Annotated in this window: 22 protein-coding genes; 15 read left to right on the forward strand and 7 right to left on the reverse strand. The window is 74.9% G+C overall.

Features of this window, described 5'->3' with window-relative positions; genetic code table 11:
• Window positions 1-235 precede the first annotated feature (235 nt).
• The 5 genes from Q7T67_RS05820 (at window position 236) to Q7T67_RS05840 (ending at window position 5,506) form a co-directional block, all read left to right on the forward strand.
• Window positions 236-1,330 (forward strand): substrate-binding domain-containing protein, encoded by a 1,095-nt coding sequence (locus Q7T67_RS05820; RefSeq protein ID WP_304786926.1) that lies wholly within the window; start codon window positions 236-238, stop codon window positions 1,328-1,330.
• A 7-nt stretch (window positions 1,331-1,337) separates the two neighbouring features.
• Entirely contained in the window at window positions 1,338-2,942 is a 1,605-nt protein-coding gene (locus Q7T67_RS05825; RefSeq protein WP_304786928.1) for a sugar ABC transporter ATP-binding protein, read from the forward strand.
• Window positions 2,939-3,943 carry an ABC transporter permease gene (locus Q7T67_RS05830; protein WP_304786930.1) on the forward strand — a complete coding sequence of 335 codons (1,005 nt, stop codon included), beginning with the start codon at window positions 2,939-2,941 and terminating at the stop codon, window positions 3,941-3,943. The genes Q7T67_RS05825 and Q7T67_RS05830 overlap by 4 nt, the downstream gene beginning before the upstream one ends.
• Window positions 3,940-4,947, forward strand: coding sequence for an ABC transporter permease (locus Q7T67_RS05835; protein ID WP_304786932.1), 1,008 nt, complete (start codon window positions 3,940-3,942; stop codon window positions 4,945-4,947). The genes Q7T67_RS05830 and Q7T67_RS05835 overlap by 4 nt, the downstream gene beginning before the upstream one ends.
• 223 nt (window positions 4,948-5,170) lie before the next feature.
• On the forward strand, window positions 5,171-5,506 hold the full coding sequence (locus Q7T67_RS05840) for a Na-translocating system protein MpsC family protein (protein ID WP_304786934.1): 336 nt from the start codon (window positions 5,171-5,173) through the stop codon (window positions 5,504-5,506).
• A 30-nt stretch (window positions 5,507-5,536) separates the two neighbouring features.
• Here the strand turns inward: Q7T67_RS05840 and Q7T67_RS05845 are convergent, their stop codons facing one another.
• A complete protein-coding gene (locus tag Q7T67_RS05845) occupies window positions 5,537-6,598 on the reverse strand; it encodes an LLM class flavin-dependent oxidoreductase (protein ID WP_304786936.1) in 1,062 nt (353 codons plus the stop codon).
• Window positions 6,595-7,401, reverse strand: coding sequence for an enoyl-CoA hydratase/isomerase family protein (locus tag Q7T67_RS05850; protein ID WP_304786938.1), 807 nt, complete (start codon window positions 7,399-7,401; stop codon window positions 6,595-6,597). Before Q7T67_RS05850 ends, Q7T67_RS05845 begins: the two co-directional genes overlap by 4 nt.
• A gap of 354 nt (window positions 7,402-7,755) precedes the next feature.
• On the opposite strand from Q7T67_RS05850, the gene Q7T67_RS05855 reads away from it, so the two are divergent.
• Complete coding sequence (locus tag Q7T67_RS05855) at window positions 7,756-8,913, forward strand: acyl-CoA dehydrogenase family protein (protein WP_304786940.1); 1,158 nt, start codon at window positions 7,756-7,758, stop codon at window positions 8,911-8,913.
• 63 nt (window positions 8,914-8,976) lie between these two features.
• Here Q7T67_RS05855 and Q7T67_RS05860 read toward each other — a convergent pair whose 3' ends face one another.
• From Q7T67_RS05860 to mftR, 3 genes are all read right to left on the reverse strand, one after another.
• Entirely contained in the window at window positions 8,977-9,723 is a 747-nt protein-coding gene (locus Q7T67_RS05860) for a hypothetical protein (protein WP_304786942.1), read from the reverse strand.
• Between the two features lie 103 nt (window positions 9,724-9,826).
• Window positions 9,827-10,105, reverse strand: coding sequence for a hypothetical protein (locus tag Q7T67_RS05865; protein ID WP_304786944.1), 279 nt, complete (start codon window positions 10,103-10,105; stop codon window positions 9,827-9,829).
• A gap of 78 nt (window positions 10,106-10,183) precedes the next feature.
• Window positions 10,184-10,807, reverse strand: coding sequence for a mycofactocin system transcriptional regulator (gene mftR / locus Q7T67_RS05870; RefSeq protein WP_304786946.1), 624 nt, complete (start codon window positions 10,805-10,807; stop codon window positions 10,184-10,186).
• A 116-nt stretch (window positions 10,808-10,923) separates the two neighbouring features.
• On the opposite strand from mftR, the gene mftA reads away from it, so the two are divergent.
• The 7 genes from mftA to Q7T67_RS05905 are packed head-to-tail and all read left to right on the forward strand — an operon-like array spanning window position 10,924 to window position 17,866.
• Window positions 10,924-11,079 carry a mycofactocin precursor MftA gene (mftA, locus tag Q7T67_RS05875; RefSeq protein ID WP_304786948.1) on the forward strand — a complete coding sequence of 52 codons (156 nt, stop codon included), beginning with the start codon at window positions 10,924-10,926 and terminating at the stop codon, window positions 11,077-11,079.
• Window positions 11,080-11,083: 4 nt separating this feature from the next.
• Complete coding sequence (gene mftB / locus Q7T67_RS05880; protein ID WP_304786950.1) at window positions 11,084-11,446, forward strand: mycofactocin biosynthesis chaperone MftB; 363 nt, start codon at window positions 11,084-11,086, stop codon at window positions 11,444-11,446.
• On the forward strand, window positions 11,443-12,888 hold the full coding sequence (gene mftC / locus Q7T67_RS05885; protein WP_304786953.1) for a mycofactocin radical SAM maturase: 1,446 nt from the start codon (window positions 11,443-11,445) through the stop codon (window positions 12,886-12,888). Before mftB ends, mftC begins: the two co-directional genes overlap by 4 nt.
• Before the next feature lie 3 nt (window positions 12,889-12,891).
• A complete protein-coding gene (gene mftD / locus Q7T67_RS05890) occupies window positions 12,892-14,079 on the forward strand; it encodes a pre-mycofactocin synthase MftD (RefSeq protein WP_304786955.1) in 1,188 nt (395 codons plus the stop codon).
• A gap of 10 nt (window positions 14,080-14,089) precedes the next feature.
• A complete protein-coding gene (gene mftE, locus Q7T67_RS05895) occupies window positions 14,090-14,809 on the forward strand; it encodes a mycofactocin biosynthesis peptidyl-dipeptidase MftE (protein ID WP_304786958.1) in 720 nt (239 codons plus the stop codon).
• The gene (mftF, locus tag Q7T67_RS05900) at window positions 14,796-16,322 is read left to right on the forward strand and encodes a mycofactocin biosynthesis glycosyltransferase MftF (RefSeq protein ID WP_304786960.1); all 1,527 of its coding nucleotides are present in this window, start codon (window positions 14,796-14,798) and stop codon (window positions 16,320-16,322) included. The genes mftE and mftF overlap by 14 nt, the downstream gene beginning before the upstream one ends.
• Window positions 16,319-17,866, forward strand: a complete 1,548-nt coding sequence (locus tag Q7T67_RS05905; protein WP_304786962.1) for a GMC family oxidoreductase — start codon at window positions 16,319-16,321, stop codon at window positions 17,864-17,866. Before mftF ends, Q7T67_RS05905 begins: the two co-directional genes overlap by 4 nt.
• A 68-nt stretch (window positions 17,867-17,934) precedes the next feature.
• Here the strand turns inward: Q7T67_RS05905 and Q7T67_RS05910 are convergent, their stop codons facing one another.
• On the reverse strand, window positions 17,935-18,621 hold the full coding sequence (locus Q7T67_RS05910) for a response regulator transcription factor (RefSeq protein ID WP_304786964.1): 687 nt from the start codon (window positions 18,619-18,621) through the stop codon (window positions 17,935-17,937).
• A complete protein-coding gene (locus Q7T67_RS05915; protein ID WP_304786966.1) occupies window positions 18,618-19,883 on the reverse strand; it encodes a sensor histidine kinase in 1,266 nt (421 codons plus the stop codon). Before Q7T67_RS05915 ends, Q7T67_RS05910 begins: the two co-directional genes overlap by 4 nt.
• A gap of 160 nt (window positions 19,884-20,043) precedes the next feature.
• Between Q7T67_RS05915 and Q7T67_RS05920 the strand changes: the two genes are divergently transcribed.
• Entirely contained in the window at window positions 20,044-20,952 is a 909-nt protein-coding gene (locus Q7T67_RS05920) for an ABC transporter ATP-binding protein (RefSeq protein WP_304786968.1), read from the forward strand.
• A complete protein-coding gene (locus Q7T67_RS05925; RefSeq protein ID WP_304786969.1) occupies window positions 20,949-21,746 on the forward strand; it encodes a hypothetical protein in 798 nt (265 codons plus the stop codon). Before Q7T67_RS05920 ends, Q7T67_RS05925 begins: the two co-directional genes overlap by 4 nt.
• Window positions 21,747-21,758: the final 12 nt, after the last annotated feature.

The following is a 21,758-nucleotide window of genomic DNA, read 5'->3' on the forward strand; positions in this document are numbered from 1 at the left end:
CGTCCAGGCCCCGCCGCCGCTTCGCCGCTCTGCCGCGCCCGCCCCGCCCCGCCCCGCCCCGCCATCCAGGCCCCGCCGGCGCCACGCTGCGCCCGCCGTCCACGCCTCTGGACGAACCCGCCTTGACCGGCTCCCCATCAGCGTGTTAGAGCTACGCACATCAGGTGTTCAGAACACTGGTGTTCAGAACGCGCAACGGGGAGCACCGGCCGACCCGGCCGGAGGGGAGAGGGACATGAGGAACTCATTCGCACGGGGTCGCGCCACGCGCACCATCGCCGCCGCCGCGGCGACCGCGCTGGTCGCCGTCGCCGCCACGGGCTGTGGCAGCGCGAGCGACTCGGGCTCGTCGTCGGCCGGGGCGTCCGACGGGCCGAAGTCGGGCGAGAAGTTCGTCATCGGCTTCGAGCAGCCCCTCGGCGGCCAGCCGTGGCGCGAGATGGGCCTCGCGACGCTGCAGGCCCTCGCCAAGCAGCCGCAGTACAAGGACAAGATCGAGCTGAAGATCGTCCGTACGCAGGACAACGACCCTGCCCAGCAGGCGGCCGCGATGCGCAACCTGATCTCGCAGGGCGTCGACGCGATCATGTTCGACCCGGCGTCCCCGACGGGCGCCAACCCGGTCATCGCGCAGGCGAAGGCCAAGGGCATCCCGATCATCGCCAACGGCGGCCCCGTCGCCTCGAAGGACGCCTACGTCGTCTCGACCGACTGGGTCAAGGCCGGCGAGACGGGCGCCAAGTGGCTCGCCGAGAACATGAAGGGCTCCAAGAACGTCGTCGTCCTCGAGGGCTTCAAGGGCGTGCCGATCAACGAGGACGCGATGCCGGTCGTGCGCAAGACGCTCGAGGCGGGCGGCGCGAAGATCATCGCCCAGGACACCAACGGCTGGGACGAGGCCACGGCCCAGAAGAACATGGCCAACATCCTGCGGTCCAACCCGAACATCGACGGGGTCTACTCGTTCCTCGCCGGTGGCCAGGGCGTGCCGGAGGCCTTCAAGCAGGCCGGCCGCAAGTTCGTCCCGACCGTCGGCGGATCCGGCTACAACGGCGAGGGCTGCACCGTCAAGAAGTACATGGGCGACGGCCTGACCGCCGACCTCGTGTCGGGCCAGCCGGCGATCTACGCCAAGGGCCTGGAGGAGACGGTCAAGCTGCTCGAGGGCCAGAAGATCGAGCGCGAGCAGTACTTCGCGCCGCTGGACCTGCAGACCGAGGACGCCGCGAAGCGCTGCCTGGCCGACAAGCCGCCGCTGTTCGCCATCGGCTACGAGTTCCCGGGCCTGGACCTGCCGCTGCCGGCCACGCTGGCCGAGTACAAGGGCTGAGCGGCGGATGACCTCGCCCACCAGCACGCTGCCCGGCGCGCCCGCCGGCGCGTCCCACCCCGCCCCGGCCCCGGCCGAGGCGGGCGGCGCCGCCCCGGGATCCCGCGGTGACGCCGCCCCGGTCCTCGTCGCCGAGAACCTGACGAAGAGCTACGGCACGGTCCACGCCGTCCGGGACGTCAGCCTGGCGTGCCTGGGCGGGGAGGTGCACGCGCTGGTCGGCGAGAACGGCGCCGGGAAGAGCACCGTCGCGAAGATGCTCGCCGGCGCGGTCGTCCCCGACACCGGGGCCGTCCGCGTCGGTGGGCAGGCGCTGTCCTCGGGCAGCGTCCGCACCGCCCGCCGCCACGGCGTGCAGTGCGCGTTCCAGGAGCTCGCGCTCGTCCCGGACTGGACGGTCGCCGAGAACCTCTGCCTGCCGGACGGGTCGTCGCTGCGGCGCTTCGCCCGCGGGCGCGAGACCCGTGACGCCGAGCGCGTCCTGGCCGCCTTGGACCTCGAGCACATCGATCCGCGGCGGCCCGTCCACGAGATGCCGCTGGCCGACCGCCAGCAGGTCGAGATCGCCCGCGCGGTCTCCGGCGACGTCAAGGTCCTGATCCTCGACGAGGCGTCCTCCGCGCTGACGCCCCCGGGCGTCGAGTGGCTGTTCGCCCGGATCCGCGAGCTCACCGCCCGAGGCGCCGCCGTCGTCTACGTCTCCCACCGCCTGGGCGAGATCCGCGAGATCGCCGACCGCGGCACCGTCCTGCGCGACGGCGCCGTCGTCTCCGACTTCCAGCGCGGGTCGTGGACCGACGACGAGCTGATCTCGTCGATGGCCGGCCGCACGGCCGCCCGCGCGTTCCCGGCCCCGCCCGAGCTGCGCACGAGCGACGCCCCGGCGGCGCTCGAGGTCGAGGGCCTGTCCGGCGAGGCGGTCCACGACGTCGCGCTGACCGTCGCGCCGGGGGAGATCCTCGGCGTCGGCGGCCTCCAGGGCCACGGGCAGGCCGAGCTCCTGCGCAGCCTGTGGGGCGCCGAGCCGGCGACGGCCCGCACCTGGAAGGTCGCCGGCAGGGCGATCAGGCGGCTGGACCCGGTCCGCGCGGTGCACGCCGGGATCGGCTTCGTGCCGGAGGACCGCAAGCGCGAGGGCCTCGCGCTCGAGCTGGGGGTCGGCGAGAACCTGCTCGCACCGTGGGTCAAGCCCCACCAGCGTGGCGGTGCGCCGCGCCTCAAGCGCGAGAAGGGCTGGATCGACGAGGTCCTGGGCGGCCTGTCCGTCCGCACCCGCGGCGCGAAGGAGCGGTCGGGCGCGCTCTCCGGCGGCAACCAGCAGAAGCTCGTCTTCGGCCGGTGGGTCGGACGCGACCGCAAGCTGGTCCTCCTGCACGACCCGACGCGCGGCATCGACGTGCGCGCCAAGCAGGAGCTGTACGACGCCATCGTCGCCCTCGCCCGGGAGGGCGTCGGGGTCGTGTGGTTCTCCACCGAGGTCGAGGAGCTGGTCCACGTGTGTCACCGAGTCGTCGTCCTCTACCGCGGTGCGGTGGCGGACGAGCTGCAGGGTGAGCGCCTGACCGCGGACGCGGTCGTCGGCGCCGCCGTCGGACGGAAGGTCGCCGCATGAGCGCCCCCGCGATCCCACTCGGCGCGCGCTTCCGGCGCTCTCCGGGCCTCGTCGGCCTCAAGCGCGAGGGTGCGATCGCGCCCGTGCTGGCCTTCGTCCTCTTCTTCGTGATCTACGTCGCGATCAACCCGGAGCTGCTCACGCGCTTCCAGCTGCAGACCGCCGCCAACCTCGTCGCCCCGCTGGCGCTCGTCGCGCTCGCCCAGCTCCTCATCGTCCTCGTCGGCGGCATCGACATCTCCGTCGCGGCGGTCATGAGCCTGACCAACGTCGTCTTCGCCACCCAGCTGGAATCCGCCTCGCCCGTCGTCGCCGGCGTCCTGGCAGTCGCCGTCGGGATGGGCTGCGGGCTCTTCAACGGCCTGCTCTCCGCCTACGGGCGACTGCCGGTGATCGCGGTGACCCTGGCGTCGTCGTTCATCTTCGGCGCCCTGGCCACCGAGGTCCTCGACCGCCCGGGCGGCGCGGTCTCCGAGGGCGTGACGCTGGCCACCAGCGGCGAGCTCGCCCCGTACGTGCCCGTCGCGCTGGTCTGGGTCCTGGTCGCCGCCGCGCTCCTCTGGCTGCTGCTGCAGAAGACGTCGCTCGGCCGCCACATCTACGGCGCGGGCTCCAACGCCGAGGGCATGCGGGCCGCCGGCCTGAACGCCCGGGCCGCCCAGCTGACCGCGTTCGTCCTCGCCGGCGGGCTCGTCGCGCTCGGGGCGATCCTCCTGGCCGGCTCCACCGCCACGGGCGACCCGAAGAGCGGCGACCCGTACCTGCTCAACGCGATCGCCGCCGTGGCGCTCGCGGGCGCCAGCTTCACCGGCGGCAAGGGCAGCGTCGTCGGCACGATCTGCGCCGCGGCGATCCTCGGTCTCGTCGGCAACGTCCTGTTCTTCGCGGGCGTGGACTCGTACTGGCAGTACGTCGTCGGCTCCGTGATCATCGTCGCCGTCGTCGGGATCCCGGTGATCGTCCGACGTCTGGGCGTGCGGCTGAAGGGGGCGTCGGCATGAGCACCGTCGCGGCCCCGCCCCGCCCGGGCACCGAGAGCGACGGCGACGCGCGGCACCGGCTGGGCGAGGCCGTGCGCCGCGTCCCGGCCGCGGCCTGGCCGCTGGTCGTCTTCGCGGTCCTCTTCCTCATCGGCGGCATCGTCCGGCCGAACCTCCTGACCCTCGAGGCGCTGTGGTCGACGGCGGCCTTCGCGATGATCGTGGCGATCGCCTCGTCCGGCCAGACCCTCGCGGTCATCCAGGGCGGGATCGACCTGTCGGTCCCCAACACGATCACCCTGTCGGCGCTGACGTTCCTCTCCGCCGTCGACAGCCTCGGCGCGTTCGGCGCGTTCGTCGCCGCGATCGCCGCCGGCGCGGTCGTCGGCCTGGTCAACGGCACGATCATCGCCAAGCTCTCGCTGTCGCCGATCGTCACGACGATCGCGATGAACGGGTTCCTCTTCGGCGTCGTGCTGCTGACGTTCGACTTCTCGCAGCTGACGGACATCCCGAAGTTCGCCTCCGACATCACGTCGGCGAAGATCGGCTTCCTCGGGACGGAGGTCGCCGCGGTCGTGCCGGTCGGGCTGGCCCTCCTGCTCGCGCTGCAGGCGCTCCTCTCCTGGACGGGGTGGGGCCGGGCGCTGTTCCTCGTCGGCGCGGCGCCGGACGTGGCCCGGCTCGCCGGCCAGCCCGTGGACCGGATCCGGATCACCGCCTACATGCTCTCCGGGGCGCTGGCGGCGTTCGCCGGCATCGTCATCGTCGGGTTCTACGCCCAGACGTCGACCGGGATGGGTGCGCCCTACCTGCTCGGATCGGTCGCGGCGGTCGTCGTCGGCGGCGCGTCGATCTTCGGCGGTCGCGGATCGATGATCGGCACCCTCGGCGGGGCGCTGGTGCTCGGCCAGGTCGCGACGCTCGTGGCGGTCGCGAACCTCGGCGTGAACATCCAGCAGCTGATCTACGGCGTGATCATCCTGTTCGTCGTCGCGCTCTACGGGCGGCGCGCGGCGGCCTGAACGGCGGCCGGCGGGCCGATGGCGGCCCGCCGGGCGGTCCTCGCGGATCCGCACAACCGTTGTGCGATCCCCTCCGTACAAGCAGGGGACGGTCCGCGCCGGGCACGCGACGCGGACCGCCTTCCTTGTCTCTGCCCGATCGGCCGGCGTCCGACGCACCCGGGCGACCGATCCCGTCGCCGGACCGGTCCGGCGGGGCGCCCGTCGAGCACGAGAGCCGTCAGTGCAACAAGCCATCGCCACCGGGATCGCCCTGGTCTACAAGTCCGCCTACGGCCGCGGACCGACCAAGGTCACCGCGCACGCCCTGCCCGGCGCCGTCGTGGTGGTCCTCGAGGACGTGACCACCCCGGCCGAGGCGATGCTCCTGGAGCTCGGCGAGACCGACCTGGTCGACACGGTGCACGCACGGCTGCAGCGGGGGCTGGCGCCGCGGCTGGTCGCGGTCGTCGAGGACCTCACCGGCCGCACCGTCCGCAGCTACGTGCCGGGCCTGGACGCGGCGAACGGGACCGCGGTGGACACGTTCCTGCTCGCCCCGGCCGTCGCCGAGGCCTGAAGGGCCCGCCGGCGGCCGGACGTCGGCCGCTCAGCCCTCCGCCGCCCCGGCGTGACGGGCCCGCCCGAGCGCGCGGACGGTCCCCGTCAGGTCGCCGCACGGGGTGCAGAGCAGCGTGTCGATGCCGCCGGCCGAGAACCGGGCGAGCCGCTCCTGGAGGGTGTCCGGGGTCGCGGCGATCGTCACCGCGTCCAGCAGCTCCGTCGGGATCGCCGCGGCCGCCGCGGCCTGGTCGCCGCCGAGCCAGCGGTCCTGGATCTCCTCGGCCGCGGCCCCGTAGCCGTAGGCGTCGACGAGGTCGACGTAGAAGTTCTTGCCCTTGGCGCCCATCGCCCCGAGGTAGAACGCGATCCACGGGCGCACGGCCTCGCGGGCCTCGTCCAGCGTCGGCGCCACCGACGTCGGGACGATGCAGCAGGTCTCGAACGTCTCGTCGTCGGCGCGGCCGGCGTCGGCCAGCGCCGAGCGCAGCGGGTCGAGCAGCGGGCCGGGGCGCTCCGGGTCCACGAGGAAGCCGATCCAGCCGTCGCCGATCGTGGCGCACTGCTTCAGCCCGCCCGGCGCGGAGGCGCCGAGGTAGATCGGCACCGAGGTGCGCTCCGGGCGCACGAGCAGACGCAGCGGCTTGCCCAGGCCCGAGACGCCCTCCGCGTCCTCGGACACCTGCACCGGCACGTTCTCCCCGGCCAGCGCCTGGCGCAGCGTCGCGACGTACTCGCGGGTCCGCTTGAGCGGCTTGCCGAACGGCTCGCCGTACCAGCCCTCGGAGACCTGCGGACCGCTCGGGCCGATGCCGATCGTCAGCCGGCCCTTCGACATCACGTCGAGCGACGCGATGGCCATCGCCGCGCTCGTCGCCGGGCGGGCGGGGACCTGCATGATCGCGGTGCCCAGGCGGACGTTCTCGGTCAGGACCGACAGCGCGCCGAGCATCGACACGGTGTCCTGGCCCCAGGCCTCGCTGACCCAGACCCCGTCGAGGCCGAGGTCGTCGGCGAGGACCGCCATCTCGACCTGCTGGGCGTACGTGAACCAGGGCCAGTAGGCCAGCGAGATGCCGAGCTTGGGGATGCCGGTGCCGGTCGGGCTCATCGCGACGCCTCGGCCGGGTCGCCGGCGAACTGCGGGCGACGGCGCTCCGCGAACGCGGTCATGCCCTCGCGGGCCTCGTCGGTGGCGACGCGCTCCAGCAGGCTCGCGCGCTCCGCGTCGAGCTGCTCGCCGAGGGTGGCCCCGAGGCTGCCCCGCAGCAGCCCGCGGATCGCGCCGATCGCCCCGGTCGGGCCCTGCGCCAGTTGCCCGATGACCTTCGTGGCCCGCTCCTGCAGCTCGTCGTCCGCGACGACCTCGGTGACGATGCCGGCCTCGCGCGCCGCCTCGGCGTCGAGCGTGGGGTTGCGCAGGATCATGTCGGTCGCCCGCGCGACGCCGACCTTGCGCGGCAGCGTCCAGGTCATCCCGCCGTCGGGGGTCAGGCCGACGTTGGAGTAGCCGGCCATGAACTTCGCCGACGCGCCGGCGAGCACGACGTCCGCGATCGAGACGAGGCTGAGGCCGACGCCCATCGCGGGTCCCTGGACCACGGCGACGATCGGGGCATCGCCCTGGGACAGCGAGAGGACGGCGGCGTGCAGCTGCTCGGACATCGTGTCGAGCGTCGCGCGCGGGTCGTCCGAGCCGGCCATGAACGCGACGTCGCCGCCGAAGCAGAAGACCTTGCCGGCGCCGCGCAGGACGATCACGCGGACGTCGTCGCGGCCGGCGACCTCCTCCGCCGCGGCGAGCAGGTCCGCGGCCATCGCGGTCTCGAACTGGTTGCCGGCCTCCGGGCGGTTCAGGGTCAGCGTCGCGACGCCGCCCTCCACCTCGAGCAGGAGCGTCTTGTCGGCGCTCACGAGCGGCCCCCGGACCGGGTCGGTCGCCCCGCGGGTCGGGGGACGGCGTCGAGGATCGGGCGCGGTGCTCGCATGCCCTCATCCTCCCCGGTGGAGGGCCCCCGCAACCATGACCCGTGGACGGTGTCCTTCTCTCCCGTCCGGTGGAGGCGCGGGGCACGGCACCCCGAGCCGGTCGTGGGACGTGCGTACGGCCGCAACCCCCGATCCGCACTGGCATCTCGACGTGATCACCGGGGCGGACCACGGGTCCGCCGGCCGGGTGGGCTCCCGATGGACGACGTGTCCGATATCCCGTCCCTCCGGTACGGTCGGCCGGACGGCGCCCGGCCGTCGACGGCGGAGAGGACCACGATGAAGCGGACCCTGTACAGCGACGAGCACGAGGAGTTCCGGCTCTCGTTCCGGCGGTTCCTGGAGCGCGAGATCGCGCCGCACCGCGAGGAGTGGGACCGCGACCACGCCGTCCCGCACGACGCCTTCCGCGCGGCCGGGGCCGCGGGGTTCCTCGGCATGGCGGTGCCGGAGGAGCACGGGGGCGCCGGGATCGACGACTTCCGGTTCAACGCCGTCCAGGGCGAGGAGATCCAGCGGCTCGGCCTCATGGGCTTCGGCATGGGCCTGGGGCTGCACAACGACCTCTGCCTGCCCTACCTGCTCGAGTTCACGACGGACGAGCAGAAGGCGCGCTGGCTGCCGGGCGTCGTCTCGGGCGACCTGCTGCCGTCGATCGCGATGACCGAGCCGGGCACGGGGTCGGACCTGGCGAGCATCGCCACGACGGCGATCAAGGGCGACGACGGCGCCTACCGGGTCGACGGGGCGAAGACCTTCATCTCCAGCGGCATCAGCACGAACCTCGTGATCCTCGCCGTGAAGACCGACCCGGCGGAGCGCCACCGGGGCCTGAGCCTCGTCGTGGTCGAGGGCGACACGCCCGGCTTCGAGCGCGGGCGGCAGCTCGAGAAGATCGGCCTGCCCGCCCAGGACACGGCCGAGCTGTTCTTCTCGGATGCGCGCGTCCCGGCGGAGAACCTCCTCGGCGAAGAGGGCCAGGGCTTCCGCTACCTGTCGCGCAACCTCGCGCAGGAGCGGATGTCGATCGCGATCCAGGCCGTCGGGGCGGCGCAGGCGGCGATCGACTGGACCGTCGAGTACGTCCGGGAGCGCAAGGCGTTCGGCAAGCCGATCGGGGCGCTGCAGAACACGCGGTTCGTGCTCGCCGAGTGCCGCACCGAGACCGACGTCGCCCAGGCGTTCGTCGACGGGTGCATCGCCGAGCTCGTCGAGGGCACGCTGTCGGCGGAGGACGCCGCGAAGGCGAAGTACTGGTGCAGCGAGGTCCAGGGCCGCGTCGTCGACCGCTGCCTGCAGCTCTTCGGCGGCTACGGCTACATGACCGAGTACCCGATCGCCCGGGCCTACCAGGACGCGCGCATCGCCCGGATCTACGGCGGGACGACCGAGATCATGAAGGAGATCATCGGCCGCTCGATGCGCCTGGAGGGCTGAGGGGCCGCGGGGCGCGGATCACGGCTCGACGGAACCGCGTCGCCTGGTGACCGACCCGCCCGGTCAGCTGCGGCAGCGCACGAAGGACTCGACGACGGCGACCGGCGTGGAGTCCTGGAACGACTGGCCGCGGTAGGGCCAGCGGCCGTCCTTCGGGCACGAGGTCGTCGCGATCCAGTTCTTCGCCGTGGTGCGCAGCCGGCCCTCGATCAACGAGATCGGGGTGCCGGCGACGACCTGCAGCTCGTCCGGGATCGTGGCGGTCAGGCGGTAGCCGCCGTACTTGCCGCCCTTCTCGACGACGCCGGTGATCGGGGTGGTCACCCGGGCGGGGTTCTTCAGCACCGTGTAGAGGTAGACGCGCTTCGCGCCGCCGTTGACGAGCTGGAACGTCGGCCGGGTCTTCACCGTGTCCGCCCACGCGGTCGCGGTGCCGGAACCGGTGACGGCCTTCGCGCACTTGCCGGTCAGCCGGTCGCGGTCGTCGAGGCGGGCGCGGTCGAGCTCGGCCTTGCTGCAGCGGTACGGGTAGGACCCGCCGAGGTAGAGCGAGCCCTTCGGGAAGTCGATGATCCCCTTCTGCACGATCGGCTTGTTCACGCCGTCGGGCCCCGACGTGCTCCAGGCGACGCTGACGTCCAGCCGCACCGACTGCGGCTTCTTCGGCGTCCCGGCCTTGTTCGGCGTGACGATCGGCTTCACCGTCAGCGTCGTCACGGCCTCGGGGGCCTGCGCGGCGGCCGGCAGGGCGGCGACGGCCAGCACGGCGACGCCGGCCAGACCGGGGACGAGAGCTCGGGGTGTGCGCATCGGGGGCTCCTGGACGGGGACGCGGGGACGCGGGGACGCGAGCCTACCCTCGGAGGGGCGGTCGCAGGGAGCCCTGGCCGGGTGGTGCGGGACGAGGCCGGCGTCAGCAGAGCGGGGCCGTCGCGAACGACCCGCCGACGGTGACGATCTGCTCGTCGCCCCGGGCGTCGCGCGCGGTGCACTCCCACGCGTCGTCGCGTGCGGTGCATCGGGTGATCCGCCGCTGCCCGTCCGCGCCGCCGCATCGCACGAGGGCCCGTGCGGCGGCGATCGCCTGGTCGCGGGTCAGGCCTCCGGGCGGATCGGAGCGGCCGGCGCTCACGAGCACCGCCGCGACCGGCACGGCGACGATCAGGACGAGGACGACGACGAACACGCGCACGCACGCAGGGTATGCGGCGGGTCCCCGACCATCGGCATCGGGCCCGGCATCCGGCCCGGGGCGCCCCGGGCCCGGCCCCTACGCCCCCGCGCCGTCCCCGAACCCCTCGGCCAACCTCCCGAACGCCTCGTCGAGGAGCGACAACAGGTCGCCTCCCTCCTCGATCCAGACGCGGAAGGCGGCGGTCGAGGCGCCCAGGGCGGCCTGGGCGACGACCGCCGGCTCGAGGTCCTCCGGGCGCAGTCCGCGGCGGGCGGCGACGAACTCGGCGATCGCGTCGCACCACTCGGCGTGGCGGAGCATCGCGTGGCCCTGGAGCGCCGGGACGCTCGTGATCAGGCGCATCCTGGTGCGCAGCTCGGGCTCGGCGTCCGGGCCGTAGTCGTTGAACGCGACGACGCTGCGGCGCAGGACCTGCATCGTCGGCTCGTCGTCCGGGGCCGCGGCGAGGGACTCGCGGAAGCGCGCGACCTGGCCGGAGAAGTCGCCCCACACGATGTCGTTCTTGGACGGGAAGTAGCGAAACAGCGTCCGGCGGCTGATGCCCGCGGCCTTCGCGATCGCGTCGACGGTCGTCGCGTCGTAGCCATCGCGCTCGAAGAGGTCGAGCGAGACCTCGGTGATCGACAGGGCGTCGGTGGCACGCGGTCGCCCGCCGACGGCGGCGATCTCGGCGCTCGGGGGCCCGGGGGTCGACGACACGCGCCCAACTGTCCCACGAACGGTTGTCGCACCGGGTGCCGAAAGTTCTGGCATCGAGTGCCGAAACCTGGTATTCGTGTCGGGACGCACACAGCGACCACTCCCGAGAGGCAGCGATGAACCCGAGCACCGACAGCACCACGAGCGTTCCGGACGAGGACGTCACGACCGAGGCCACGGCCACCGTCGAGGCCCCCGCGCCCGCCGCCCTCGTCGAGCAGGACCTCCTCGTCGAGGACGTGTCGATCGACGGCATGTGCGGCGTCTACTAGTCCGATGAGCACGCCGACCATCACGTCCGCCGGCGCGGACGCCCCGACCGCGACGACGCCCGAGCAGGCGGACGTGGTGGCCCGGCGCCGCCTCGACTTCGACCCCGCCGCCGCCTGGACCCTGCACCCGCAGGTCGCCCTGCGCCCCGAGCGCTTCGGCGCGCTGGCCTACCACTTCGGCACCCGCCGGCTCTCGTTCCTGAAGAGCCCCCGGCTGCTCGCCGTCGTCGAGGCCCTGGCCGACCACCCCACCGCCGTCGACGCGCTGGAGGCCTGCGGCATCGCCCCGGCCGAGCGGCCCGCGATGGAGACCGCGCTGGCCACCCTGGCGCGCACCGACATGATCGCCCGCAGGAGCCCCGCATGAGCACCGTCCTCCCCGGCCCCACCGCCGCGAACGCCGCATCGACCCGCACCCCGATCGACGCGGTCCTCGCGGCGTCGGCCGCCACGGCCGCTCCGGCCCACCGGCCCGTCGGCCGCCTGGTCGACGAGTTCCAGTCCGGCCTCGACGCCCCGATCTGCCTGACGTGGGAGCTGACCTACGCCTGCAACCTGGCGTGCGTCCACTGCCTCTCCTCGTCCGGCCGCCGCGACCCGCGCGAGCTGTCGACCGCCGAGTGCAAGTCGGTCATCGACGAGCTCCAGCGGATGCAGGTCTTCTACGTGAACATCGGCGGCGGCGAGCCGACGGTGCGCAAGGACTTCTGGGAGCTCGTCGACTACGCGACCGCCCACCAGGTCGGCGTCAAGTTCTCGACCAACGGCTCGCGCATCGACGCGGCCGTGGCGCAGAAGCTCGCCGGCTCGGACTACGTCGACGTGCAGATCTCGCTCGACGGCGCCACCGCCGAGGTCAACGACTACGTCCGCGGGCCCGGCTCCTTCGACACGGCCATGACCGCGATGGGTCACCTGAAGGACGCGGGCTTCTCCGGCTTCAAGCTCTCCGTCGTCTGCACCCGCCAGAACATCGGCCAGCTCGACGAGTTCAAGGCGATCGCCGACCACTACGGCGCCCAGCTGCGCCTGACCCGCCTGCGCCCGTCGGGCCGCGGCGCGGACACGTGGGACGAGCTGCACCCCCTGCCGGGCCAGCAGAAGGAGCTCTACGACTGGCTCGTGGCGCACGGCGAGGACGTCCTGACGGGCGACTCGTTCTTCCACCTCGCCGCCTACGGCGACGCCCTGCCGGGCCTCAACCTCTGCGGTGCCGGGCGCGTCGTCTGCCTGATCGACCCGATCGGCGACGTCTACGCCTGCCCGTTCGCGATCCACGAGGAGTTCCTCGCCGGCAACGTGCGCTCGGAGGGCGGCTTCCAGACGGTCTGGCGCGAGTCCGAGCTCTTCCTCGAGCTGCGCGAGCCGCAGTCCGCCGGCGCGTGCAACTCGTGCCAGTTCTTCGACAAGTGCCGCGGCGGCTGCATGGCCGCGAAGTTCTTCACCGGCCTGCCGATGGACGGCCCGGACCCCGAGTGCGTGCTGGGCCACGGCGAGGAGCTCCTCAAGCAGCGCGGCGACGCCCTGCTGCCGAAGCCGTCGATGGACCACTCGAAGACGCTGTCCAAGCGCCAGCGCCTCGAGGCCGCCGCGAAGAAGCGCGGCATCGAGCTGCCGCCCGAGGGCGCGTCCGCCGAGACCCCGCCGCTGGACCTGCGGGCGATCGCCGCCATGCCCGACAAGGCGTGCGACGAGAATCCGCTCGCCGGATTCGGATCGGCCGAGGTCGTCGACCGCGCCGCATCGGGAGGCGCGGGCGACCGCTCCGCCCTCGCCGGCTTCACCGTCCGCAACGCCCAGGAGGGCTGAGCCGTGGCCAGCACCAAGGACTGGTTCGAGTCCGTCGCCGAGGCCCAGCGCCGTGCGAAGAAGCGCCTGCCCGCCTCGGTCTACGGCGCGCTGATCGCCGGGGCCGAGTCCGGCGCGACGGTCGACGACAACACCGCCGCGTTCCGCGAGCTCGGGTTCTTCCCGCGCATCGCCACCGGCCTGAACGAGCCGCGCGAGCTCGGCACGACGGTGATGGGCCAGGAGCTGTCGATGCCGGTCCTCGTGTCGCCGACCGGCGTCCAGGCCGTGCACCCCGACGGCGAGGTGGCCGTCGGTCGCGCGACCGCCGCCGCCGGCACCGCGATGGGGCTCTCGTCGTTCGCCTCGAAGTCGATCGAGGAGGTCATCAAGGCCAACCCGAAGACCTTCTTCCAGGTGTACTGGATGGGCGGCCGCGAGCGGATCGCGCAGATCCTCGGCCGGGCGAAGGCCGCCGGCGCGCCGGGCATCATCCTCACGCTCGACTGGACCTTCGCGCACCGTCGCGACTGGGGCTCGCCCGCGATCCCCGAGCACCTCGACCTGCGCGCGATGGCCAAGCTCTCGCCCGAGGTCCTGCGCCGGCCGCGCTGGCTGGCGGAGTTCGTGAAGTCCGGCGCGCTGCCCGACCTGACGGCGCCGAACATGACCCACGGCGAGGGTCCCGCACCGACGTTCTTCGGGGCGTACGGCGAGTGGATGATGACCGAGAAGCCGTCCTGGGACGACATCGCGTGGCTGCGCGAGCAGTGGGACGGCCCGTTCCTGATCAAGGGGGTCACGCATCCCGACGACGCGCGGCGCGCGGTCGACGCGGGCGCCTCGGCGATCTCCGTCTCCAACCACGGCGGCAACAACCTCGACGGCACGCCGGCCACGATCCGCGCGCTGCCGGCCGTGGTCGACGCGGTCGGCGACGAGGTCGAGGTGCTGCTCGACGGTGGCGTCCGTCGCGGCTCCGACGTCGTCAAGGCCGTCGCCCTGGGCGCGAAGGCCGTCATGCTCGGCCGCGCCTCGCTGTGGGGGCTGGCCGCCAACGGCGAGACGGGCGTCAACAACGTGCTCGAGATCATGCGCGCGGGCATCGACGAGACCCTCGTCGGCATCGGCGTCCGGTCGATCCACGACCTGACGCCCGAGGCGGTCGTCGTGCCCGACGGGTTCGTGCGCCGCCCGACGATCACGGTCTAGGGTCCGGGCGGTGCCGGCGCTCTCGGACCTGCGCTGGACGGAGCTCCCCGACCCGTCGGGGCTGCTGCTCGTCGTCCCGGTCGGGGCGACGGAGCAGCACGGCCCGCACCTGCCGTTCACGACCGACACCGACATCGCGGTCGCGCTGGCCGAGGCGCTGGACCGCGAGCGGGACGGGGTGGTGGTCGCCCCGGCCGTCGCGTTCGGCTCCAGCGGCGAGCACCAGGCGTTCCCCGGCACGCTGTCGATCGGCCGCGAGGCCACGGAGCTCCTGCTCGTCGAGCTCGGCCGCTCCGCGACGGAGACCTTCGACCGGGTGCTCTTCCTCTCGACCCACGGCGGCAACGTCGACCCGGTCCGGGGCGCGGTGGGGCTGCTGCGCCGCGAGGGCCGTGACGTCCGGGCGTGGAGCCCCCGCTGGGAGGACCTGCACGCCGGGCACGCCGAGACGTCGGTGCTGCTGGCCCTCGCGCCCGAGCGCGTCCGGGCGGACCGCGCGGTCCGCGGCGACGTCCGGCCGCTCGCCGAGGTGCTGCCGCTGCTGGCCCGGGACGGGGTGCGCCCCGTCAGCCCGACCGGCGTCCTCGGCGACGCCACCACCGCGAGCGCCGACGCCGGACGGACGCTGCTGCGCCGCGCGGCGGCGGACCTGGCCGCGTTCGTCGCACCGTGGTCCGCGGCAGCGGGCGAGACCCGCGAGCCGTCGGCGGTGGGGCGTGCCCGGAGCTGAGCCGGGGCCGGAGGTCGCGGCGTTCCCGGACGCGTTCGGGCTCGTCCTCGACGCCGCGACGTCGGTCGGGGACGGCGGGCGCGTGCTCGTCGGCGGCAGCCCGCGGCGGGTCCTGCGGCTGAGCGCCGCGGGGGGAGCGGTGGTCGCGGAGCGGCTGGCGCGCGGGCCGGTGGCGGAGGAGATGCCGATCGCCGCGGAGCATCCGACGGGCGCCCCGACCGCCCCGACCGCCGCGGCCCGCCTGGCGCGGCGCCTGGTCGACGCCGGGGTCGCGCACCCCGTCCCGCCTCCCGGGGCCGGGGACGTCCGCGACGTGACGGTCGTGATCCCGGTGCGCGACCGGGCGGCCGAGCTCGCGCGGTGCCTGCGGGCGCTCGGCGGCCACCCGCACGTCCTGGTCGTCGACGACGGATCGGTCGACGCCGCGGGCGTCCGCGCCGCGGCGGAGGGCGCGGGCGCCGAGCTGCTGCGTCGCGACGGGTCCGGCGGTCCGGCGGCGGCGCGCAACACGGCACTGCCCCACGTCCGGACGCCGCTGGTCGCGTTCCTCGACAGCGACTGCGTCCCGCCGCCCGGCTGGCTCGCCCCGTTGGTCGCGCACCTGGAGGACCCGGCGGTGGCGGCCGTCGCGCCGCGGGTGCGGGGGATGGAGGACGGGGGCGCGTCGGCGGAGCGCCGCCCGTCCACCGTCGCCCGCTGGGGCGCCGCCCGCTCGCCGCTGGACCTCGGTCCGCGACCCGCCCGCGTCGTCCCGGGCACCGCGGTCTCCTTCGTGCCGACCGCCGCGCTGGTCGTCCGCCGGTCGGTCCTGGGCGAGGGCTTCGATCCGGCGCTGCGCCACGGCGAGGACGTCGACCTGGTCTGGCGGCTGCACGACGCCGGGCACCGCCTGCGGTACGAGCCCGCGGTCGTGGTCGGGCACGACGAGCCGGGCGCGGCGACCTCGTTCCTGGTGCGCCGGTTCCGGTACGGCACGTCCGCCGGACCGCTCGCGCGTCGCCACGGGGACCGGCTGGCGCCCCTGGTCCTCGCGCCGCGGCCCGCGGTGGCCGCGGGGCTCCTCCTCGCCGGCCGTCCTCGGGTGGCGGCGCTGCTCGTCCTCGCCGAGGCCGCGCGCGCGGAGCGGGGCCTGCGCGGACCGGGCGTCGCCCGTGGCACCGGCGCGCGTGCGGCCCTGCGCACCGCCGGCTCCACGCTCGACGGCCTGTCGCGGTCGGCGGCGATGTTCGCGCTGCCGCCGCTCGTCGGCCTGGCCGTCGCCCGCCCCGCGGCGCGCCTGCCGGTCGCCGGACTGCTGGTCGGCGCACCGGCGGCGGAGTGGGTCCGTGCCCTCCGCGACGGCCGGACCGCCGGGCTCGATCCCGTCCGCTGGGTCCTCTGCGGGCTCGCCGACGACGTCGCGTACGGCAGCGGCGTCTGGGCCGGGGCGGTGCGGTCGCGCGCGCCGCGGGCCGTGCTGCCGAAGGTCGTGCGGACGTCTGGGCCCTCGCGCTCGACGGGACCGGGCGGATGAGCGCCGGCTCCCTCCGTCCCGACGTCGTGATCGTCGGCGCCGGCTCGGCCGGGTGCGTGCTCGCGGCGCGGCTGAGCGAGGAGGCCGACCGGTCCGTGCTGCTGCTCGAGGCCGGTCCCGTGTTCGCGGACGCGGCGACGTACCCCGAGGTGCTGCGCGACGAGCGGACGTTCCCCCAGGACCACCTGTGGCGCTACGACGGCTTCCACGGCGCCGACGACGTGTCGCCCGCGGCGATCGTCCGGGGCCGCGTGCTCGGGGGCTCCGGCGCGGTCAACGGCATGCTCTGGCAGCGCGGGCTGCCCGAGGACTACGACGGCTGGGGTCTGCCGGAGTGGTCGGCGGCCGAGATGGCCCACGCGTTCGACCGCCTCGAGGACGACCGCGACGCGCCGGAGCGCTCCGCGTCCCTCGGCGGCCCCGTCCCCATCGCCCGCCTCGGCCGGGAGCACTGGGCGCCGGCGCACGTCGCGTTCCACGACGCGCTGCGCGACCTCGGCACGCCGGCCAACCCCGACCTGCTGCGCGCGGAGCACCAGGGGGTCGGGGCGTACGCGCGCAACGGCGACCAGGGCCGGCGGATGGGCGCGGCGCTCACGCACCTCCTGCCCGCCCTCGGCCGCCCGAACCTCACGGTCCGCGGCGGCGTGCAGGTCGCCCGGGTGGTCGTCGAGCACGGCCGCGTCGTCGGCCTCGACGTCCGCGCCGACGGCCGGGAGGAGCGCATCGACGCCGGCGAGGTCGTCCTCTGCGCCGGCGCGGTCGAGACGCCGCAGCTGCTCGTCCACTCCGGCCTCGGGCCCGCGGAGGCGCTGACCCGTCTCGGACTCCCCGTCGTCGCCGACCTGCCGGGCGTCGGCGCGGGACTGACCGACCACCCCTCCGTCGTCCTCACCGTCCGCCTGCGGCCCGAGGTCCGCGCGTGGGACCTGCGCTGCCTCGTCGGCGACGTCACGACCTCGGCGTCGGCCCGTGCGGCCGGGCGCCGCAGCGACCTGCAGACCCTCGTCATGTCCGGCCCGTACGTCGGCAACAACGCCGGGCACCTGCCCCAGGCCCAGGACCCCACGACGGTCGACGCCGTCCTGAACCCCATCCTCTACGCGCCCGAGAGCGTGGGCCGGGTCGAGACGGTCGACGTCGATCCCGACGTGCGGCCACGCATCCACTACGGGTACCTGCGCTCCGTCGCGGACCGCGCCCGGATGCGCGAGGCCGTCCGGCGCGCCGCCGACGTCCTCGCCCATCCCGCTTTCGCGTCCCTGGTCGCGGACGCCGGCGGGGCACCGGACCGGCGGACGCTCGACGACGACGCGGCCCTCGACGCCTGGATCTCGCCCGCGGTGCAGAGCACCCTGCACGGCTGCGGCACGTGCCGGATGGGCCGGGAGGACGACCCCGACGTCGTGGTCGACGCCCGTTGCCGGGTGCGCGGGGTCGACGGCCTGCGCGTCGTCGACCTGTCGATCGTCCCGCGTGTCCCGACCGCGCCGACGAACGCGACGGCGATGGCCGTGGCGGAGCGCGTGGCGGCCTGGGGCTGACCGGCAGGGCCGGGCCGGCGTGCCCGCCCCGCGCCCGGGGCCCGCGTGCTCGCCCGGCCCCCGTGCCGTCACCCGCCGTCGTCGACGAGTCCCGCGTCGTGGGCCAGCAGCGCGACCTGCACGCGGTTGTTCAGGTCGAGCTTCTGCAGCACGCTCGAGACGTGCGCCTTGACCGTCGCGACGCTCATGTGCAGCTCGGCGCCGATCTCCGCGTTGGACCCGCCTCGGCCCAGGCCGACCGCGACCTCGCGCTCGCGCTCGGTCAGGTCGGTCAGCCGCTCCTCCGCCCGCGCCCGACGGTCGTCGCGCGCCGGGTCGGCGACGTGGTCGATGAGCCGGCGCGTGACCGCGGGGGAGAGCATCGCCTCGCCGGCGGCGACGAGCCGGATGGCCCGCGCGATCTCCGCCGGCGGGGTGTCCTTGAGCAGGAACCCGGCTGCCCCGGCGCGCAGCGCCCGCAGCACCTGGTCGTCGGCGTTCAGCGTCGTCAGCACCACGACCTGGGGCGGACCGCCCGTGCCCGGCGAGGTCTGCGACCGCAGGCGCTCGGTGGCCGTCAGCCCGTCGACGACCGGCATCCGGATGTCCATCAGCACGACGTCGGGCCGGTGCTCCTGGACCGCACGGGGCACGCCCTCGCCGTCGTCCGCCTCGCCGACGACCCGGACGCCCTCCGCCCCGTCGAGCATCATCGTCAGCGCCTGGCGGACGAGCGCGTCGTCGTCCACCAGCAGGACCCGGACCGGACCGCTCACGCGACGCTCCACGGCAGTCGGGCGCGCAGGAGGAAGCCGCCGTCCGCCGTCGGTGCGGCCTCGAGCCGGCCGTCCGCGAGCTCGACGCGCTCGCGCAGCCCGACGAGCCCCGTGCCGGTGCCGGGGATCGGCACGTCGGGCCCGGCGCCGACGGCCGCGGGGGTGGCGATCTCGACGGTCAGACCCTCGGCGGCGGAGCCGGCACAGCGCACGCGGACGGTGGCGCCCCACGCGTGCTTGCGGGCGTTGGTCAGTCCCTCCTGGACGACGCGGTAGGCGGTCCGTCCCGTCGTGGCCGCCGGCTCCTCGGCGGGCAGCGCGAGCTCCTCCTGGATCCGCATCCCGGCGTCGCGGGACTCGCGCAGGAGCGCGGGCAGGTCGCGGATGCCGGGCTGCGGCCGGACGTCGCCCGGGACCGCCGCCGCCGGGCCGGACGAGTCGCCGTCGCGCAGCACCCCGATCACCTGGCGCAGGTCCTCGAGCGCCTCGTGGGCGCTGGTGCGGATGATCCCGGCGGCGCGGGCGACCTCCTCCGGCGTCGCGTCCGGGCGGAACTCGAGCGCCCCGGCGTGCAACGACACGAGCGAGATCCGGTGGGCGACGACGTCGTGCATCTCGCGCGCGATCCGCGCCCGCTCCAGGTCGCGGGCCTGCGAGACCCGCAGCTGCTGCTCGCTCTCCGCCCGGACGGCCCGCTCGCGCAGCGACGCGAGCAGGTGGCGCCGGGAGCGCACGAGCATGCCCCAGGCCATGCCCGCACCCAGGAGGGCGTGCACGAGCACCACGAGCCAGACGTACGGGACCTCCTCGTCCGGCCAGATCGCGGCGTAGGCGAAGATCGACGGCGACTGGATCGCCGCGACCAGCGCGACCCAGCGCGGGTCCCGGTGGACGCCGACCGAGAACAGCATCACGGCGCCGGCCCCCGCGGACGACAGCGAGTACGTCCCGATGACCGCACCCAGGATCGCCAGGGCGACCGGGTGCCGGCGGCGCCACCAGAGCCCGCCGACCATGACCACACCGCCGGCCAGGTCGAGCGTCGCGGCCGTGTCCCCGAACGGCGACCCGTAGTGCGGCAGGTAGCCGATGGCCCCGAACGACACGGCCACGGCCAGGCAGAGCGCGTCGACCGCCCAGTCGCGGCGGGAGCGGGGGCGGCGTCCGGCCTCGAGGTCGGTCTTCGACGGCGGCGGCAGCGCCCGCCGGACGACCGCGCGGAGCGTGCGTCCCGGCACGGCGGTCGTGGAGGCGGAGGCCATGCGCGCAGCGTACGGGCGCGCGGGGGAGGCCACCACCGACCGAGGTCGGTGCCGCACCGCCGAAGGTCGGGGGTGCGGGGCCCGACCACCGCCCTCCGTCGGGGGCGACGGTCGACCGGCGGCCGATGTGCGGCGGGGGCCGCGACGGCAGGCTCGGTGCATGATCGAGATCGACGACCTGACCCGGCGCTACGGCGCCCACACCGCGGTCGACCACGTGTCGTTCCGCTGCGAGCCCGGCACCGTGACCGGCTTCCTCGGGCCCAACGGCGCGGGGAAGTCCACGACGATGCGGATGCTCTGCGGCCTGACCCCGCCGACGTCCGGCCGGGCGACGGTGCTGGGGCGCCCGTTCCGCGACCTGCCCAACCCGGGCCGCGAGGTCGGCGTCCTGCTGGACGCCTCCGCCCAGCACGCGGGACGCACCGGCCGCGAGATCCTGACCGTGTCCGCCCGGGTGCTCGGCGTCGGGGACGACCGCGTCGAGGAGCTGCTGGAGACGGTGGGCCTGTCGGGCGATCGCGCGGCCCGCCGGGCCGGCGACTACTCGCTGGGCATGCGCCAGCGCCTCGGGATCGCCCACGCCCTGCTCGGCGATCCCCGGGTCCTCGTCCTCGACGAGCCCGCCAACGGCCTGGACCCGGAGGGCATCCACTGGATGCGCGGCCTGCTGCGCGACTTCGCCGACCGGGGCGGCACCGTCCTGCTCTCGTCGCACCTGCTCCACGAGGTCGAGGCGGTCGCCGACCGGCTCGTGGTGATCGCGGGCGGCCGGATCGTCGCCGACGACGACCTGGGGTCGCTCCTCAGCGGCGCCGGCGTGCTGGTGCGGTCGCCGGAGTCGACCGCGCTGCGCCGGGCGCTCGCCGCGGAGGGTCTGCCGTCCACGACGACCGCCGACGGCGCACAGCGGGTCGAGGCCGACCCCTACGCCGTCGGACGCGCGGCGCTGGAGCACGGCGTCGTCCTGACCGAGCTCCGGCCGGCCGACAGCGCCGGCCTCGAGGACCTGTTCCTGACCCTGACCACCACCGACGCGGCCGCCCCGGCCGAGGAGATCCCCGCATGAGCACCGCCACCCTCACCCCCGACACCTCCGTGCGCGACGCCGCGTCGCCGCGCGGCAGCGCGCCGTCGACCTGGACCCTGATCGCGGTCGAGCTGCGCAAGATGACCGACACCCGGGCCGGCCGCTGGCTGCTGCTGGCGACCGGTCTCGTGGCCGCGGCGGCCGCCGTCGCGCAGGGCCTCACCGGCGACGTCGCGAACCGCACGTTCGTCGACGCGGTGCAGATCACGATGCTGCCCCTGGGCGTGCTGCTGCCGATCATCGGCATCCTCGCCGCGACGGGCGAGTGGTCGCAGCGCACCGCCGTGACGACGTTCGCGCTCGTCCCGCGGCGCGGGCGCGTCCTCGCCGGCAAGGTCGGCGCGGTCCTCGTCCTGGGCGCGGGCGGCTTCGTGGTCGCGCTGCTCGCCGCGGCGGTCGCGACGGTCGTCGGCAGCGCGGCCGCCGAGCTGACCGATCCGTGGCGGATCGACGGCGGTGCGCTCGCCCAGGCGCTGCTGTTCCTGGGGCTGAGCGTCGTGTGGGGCCTGGCCTTCGGCCTGCTGCTCGTGCAGCCCGGCCTGGCGATCGTCGGCTTCTTCGTCCTGCCGACGATCTTCACGGTCGTCGGCCAGCTCGCCTCGGGGCTCAAGGACGCCCTGGAGTGGATCGACCCCAACGTCGCCCTCGCCCCGCTCTCCGACGCCACGACCTCCGGTGCGGACTGGGGGCGGATCGCGACCGCCTCGATCCTCTGGATCGCCGTCCCGCTGGCCCTGGGGATCCGCCGCAACCTGCGACGCGAGGTCAAGTAGGGGCTGGTCGGG

The organism is Patulibacter sp. (assembly GCF_030655195.1).
Classification (GTDB): domain Bacteria; phylum Actinomycetota; class Thermoleophilia; order Solirubrobacterales; family Solirubrobacteraceae; genus Patulibacter.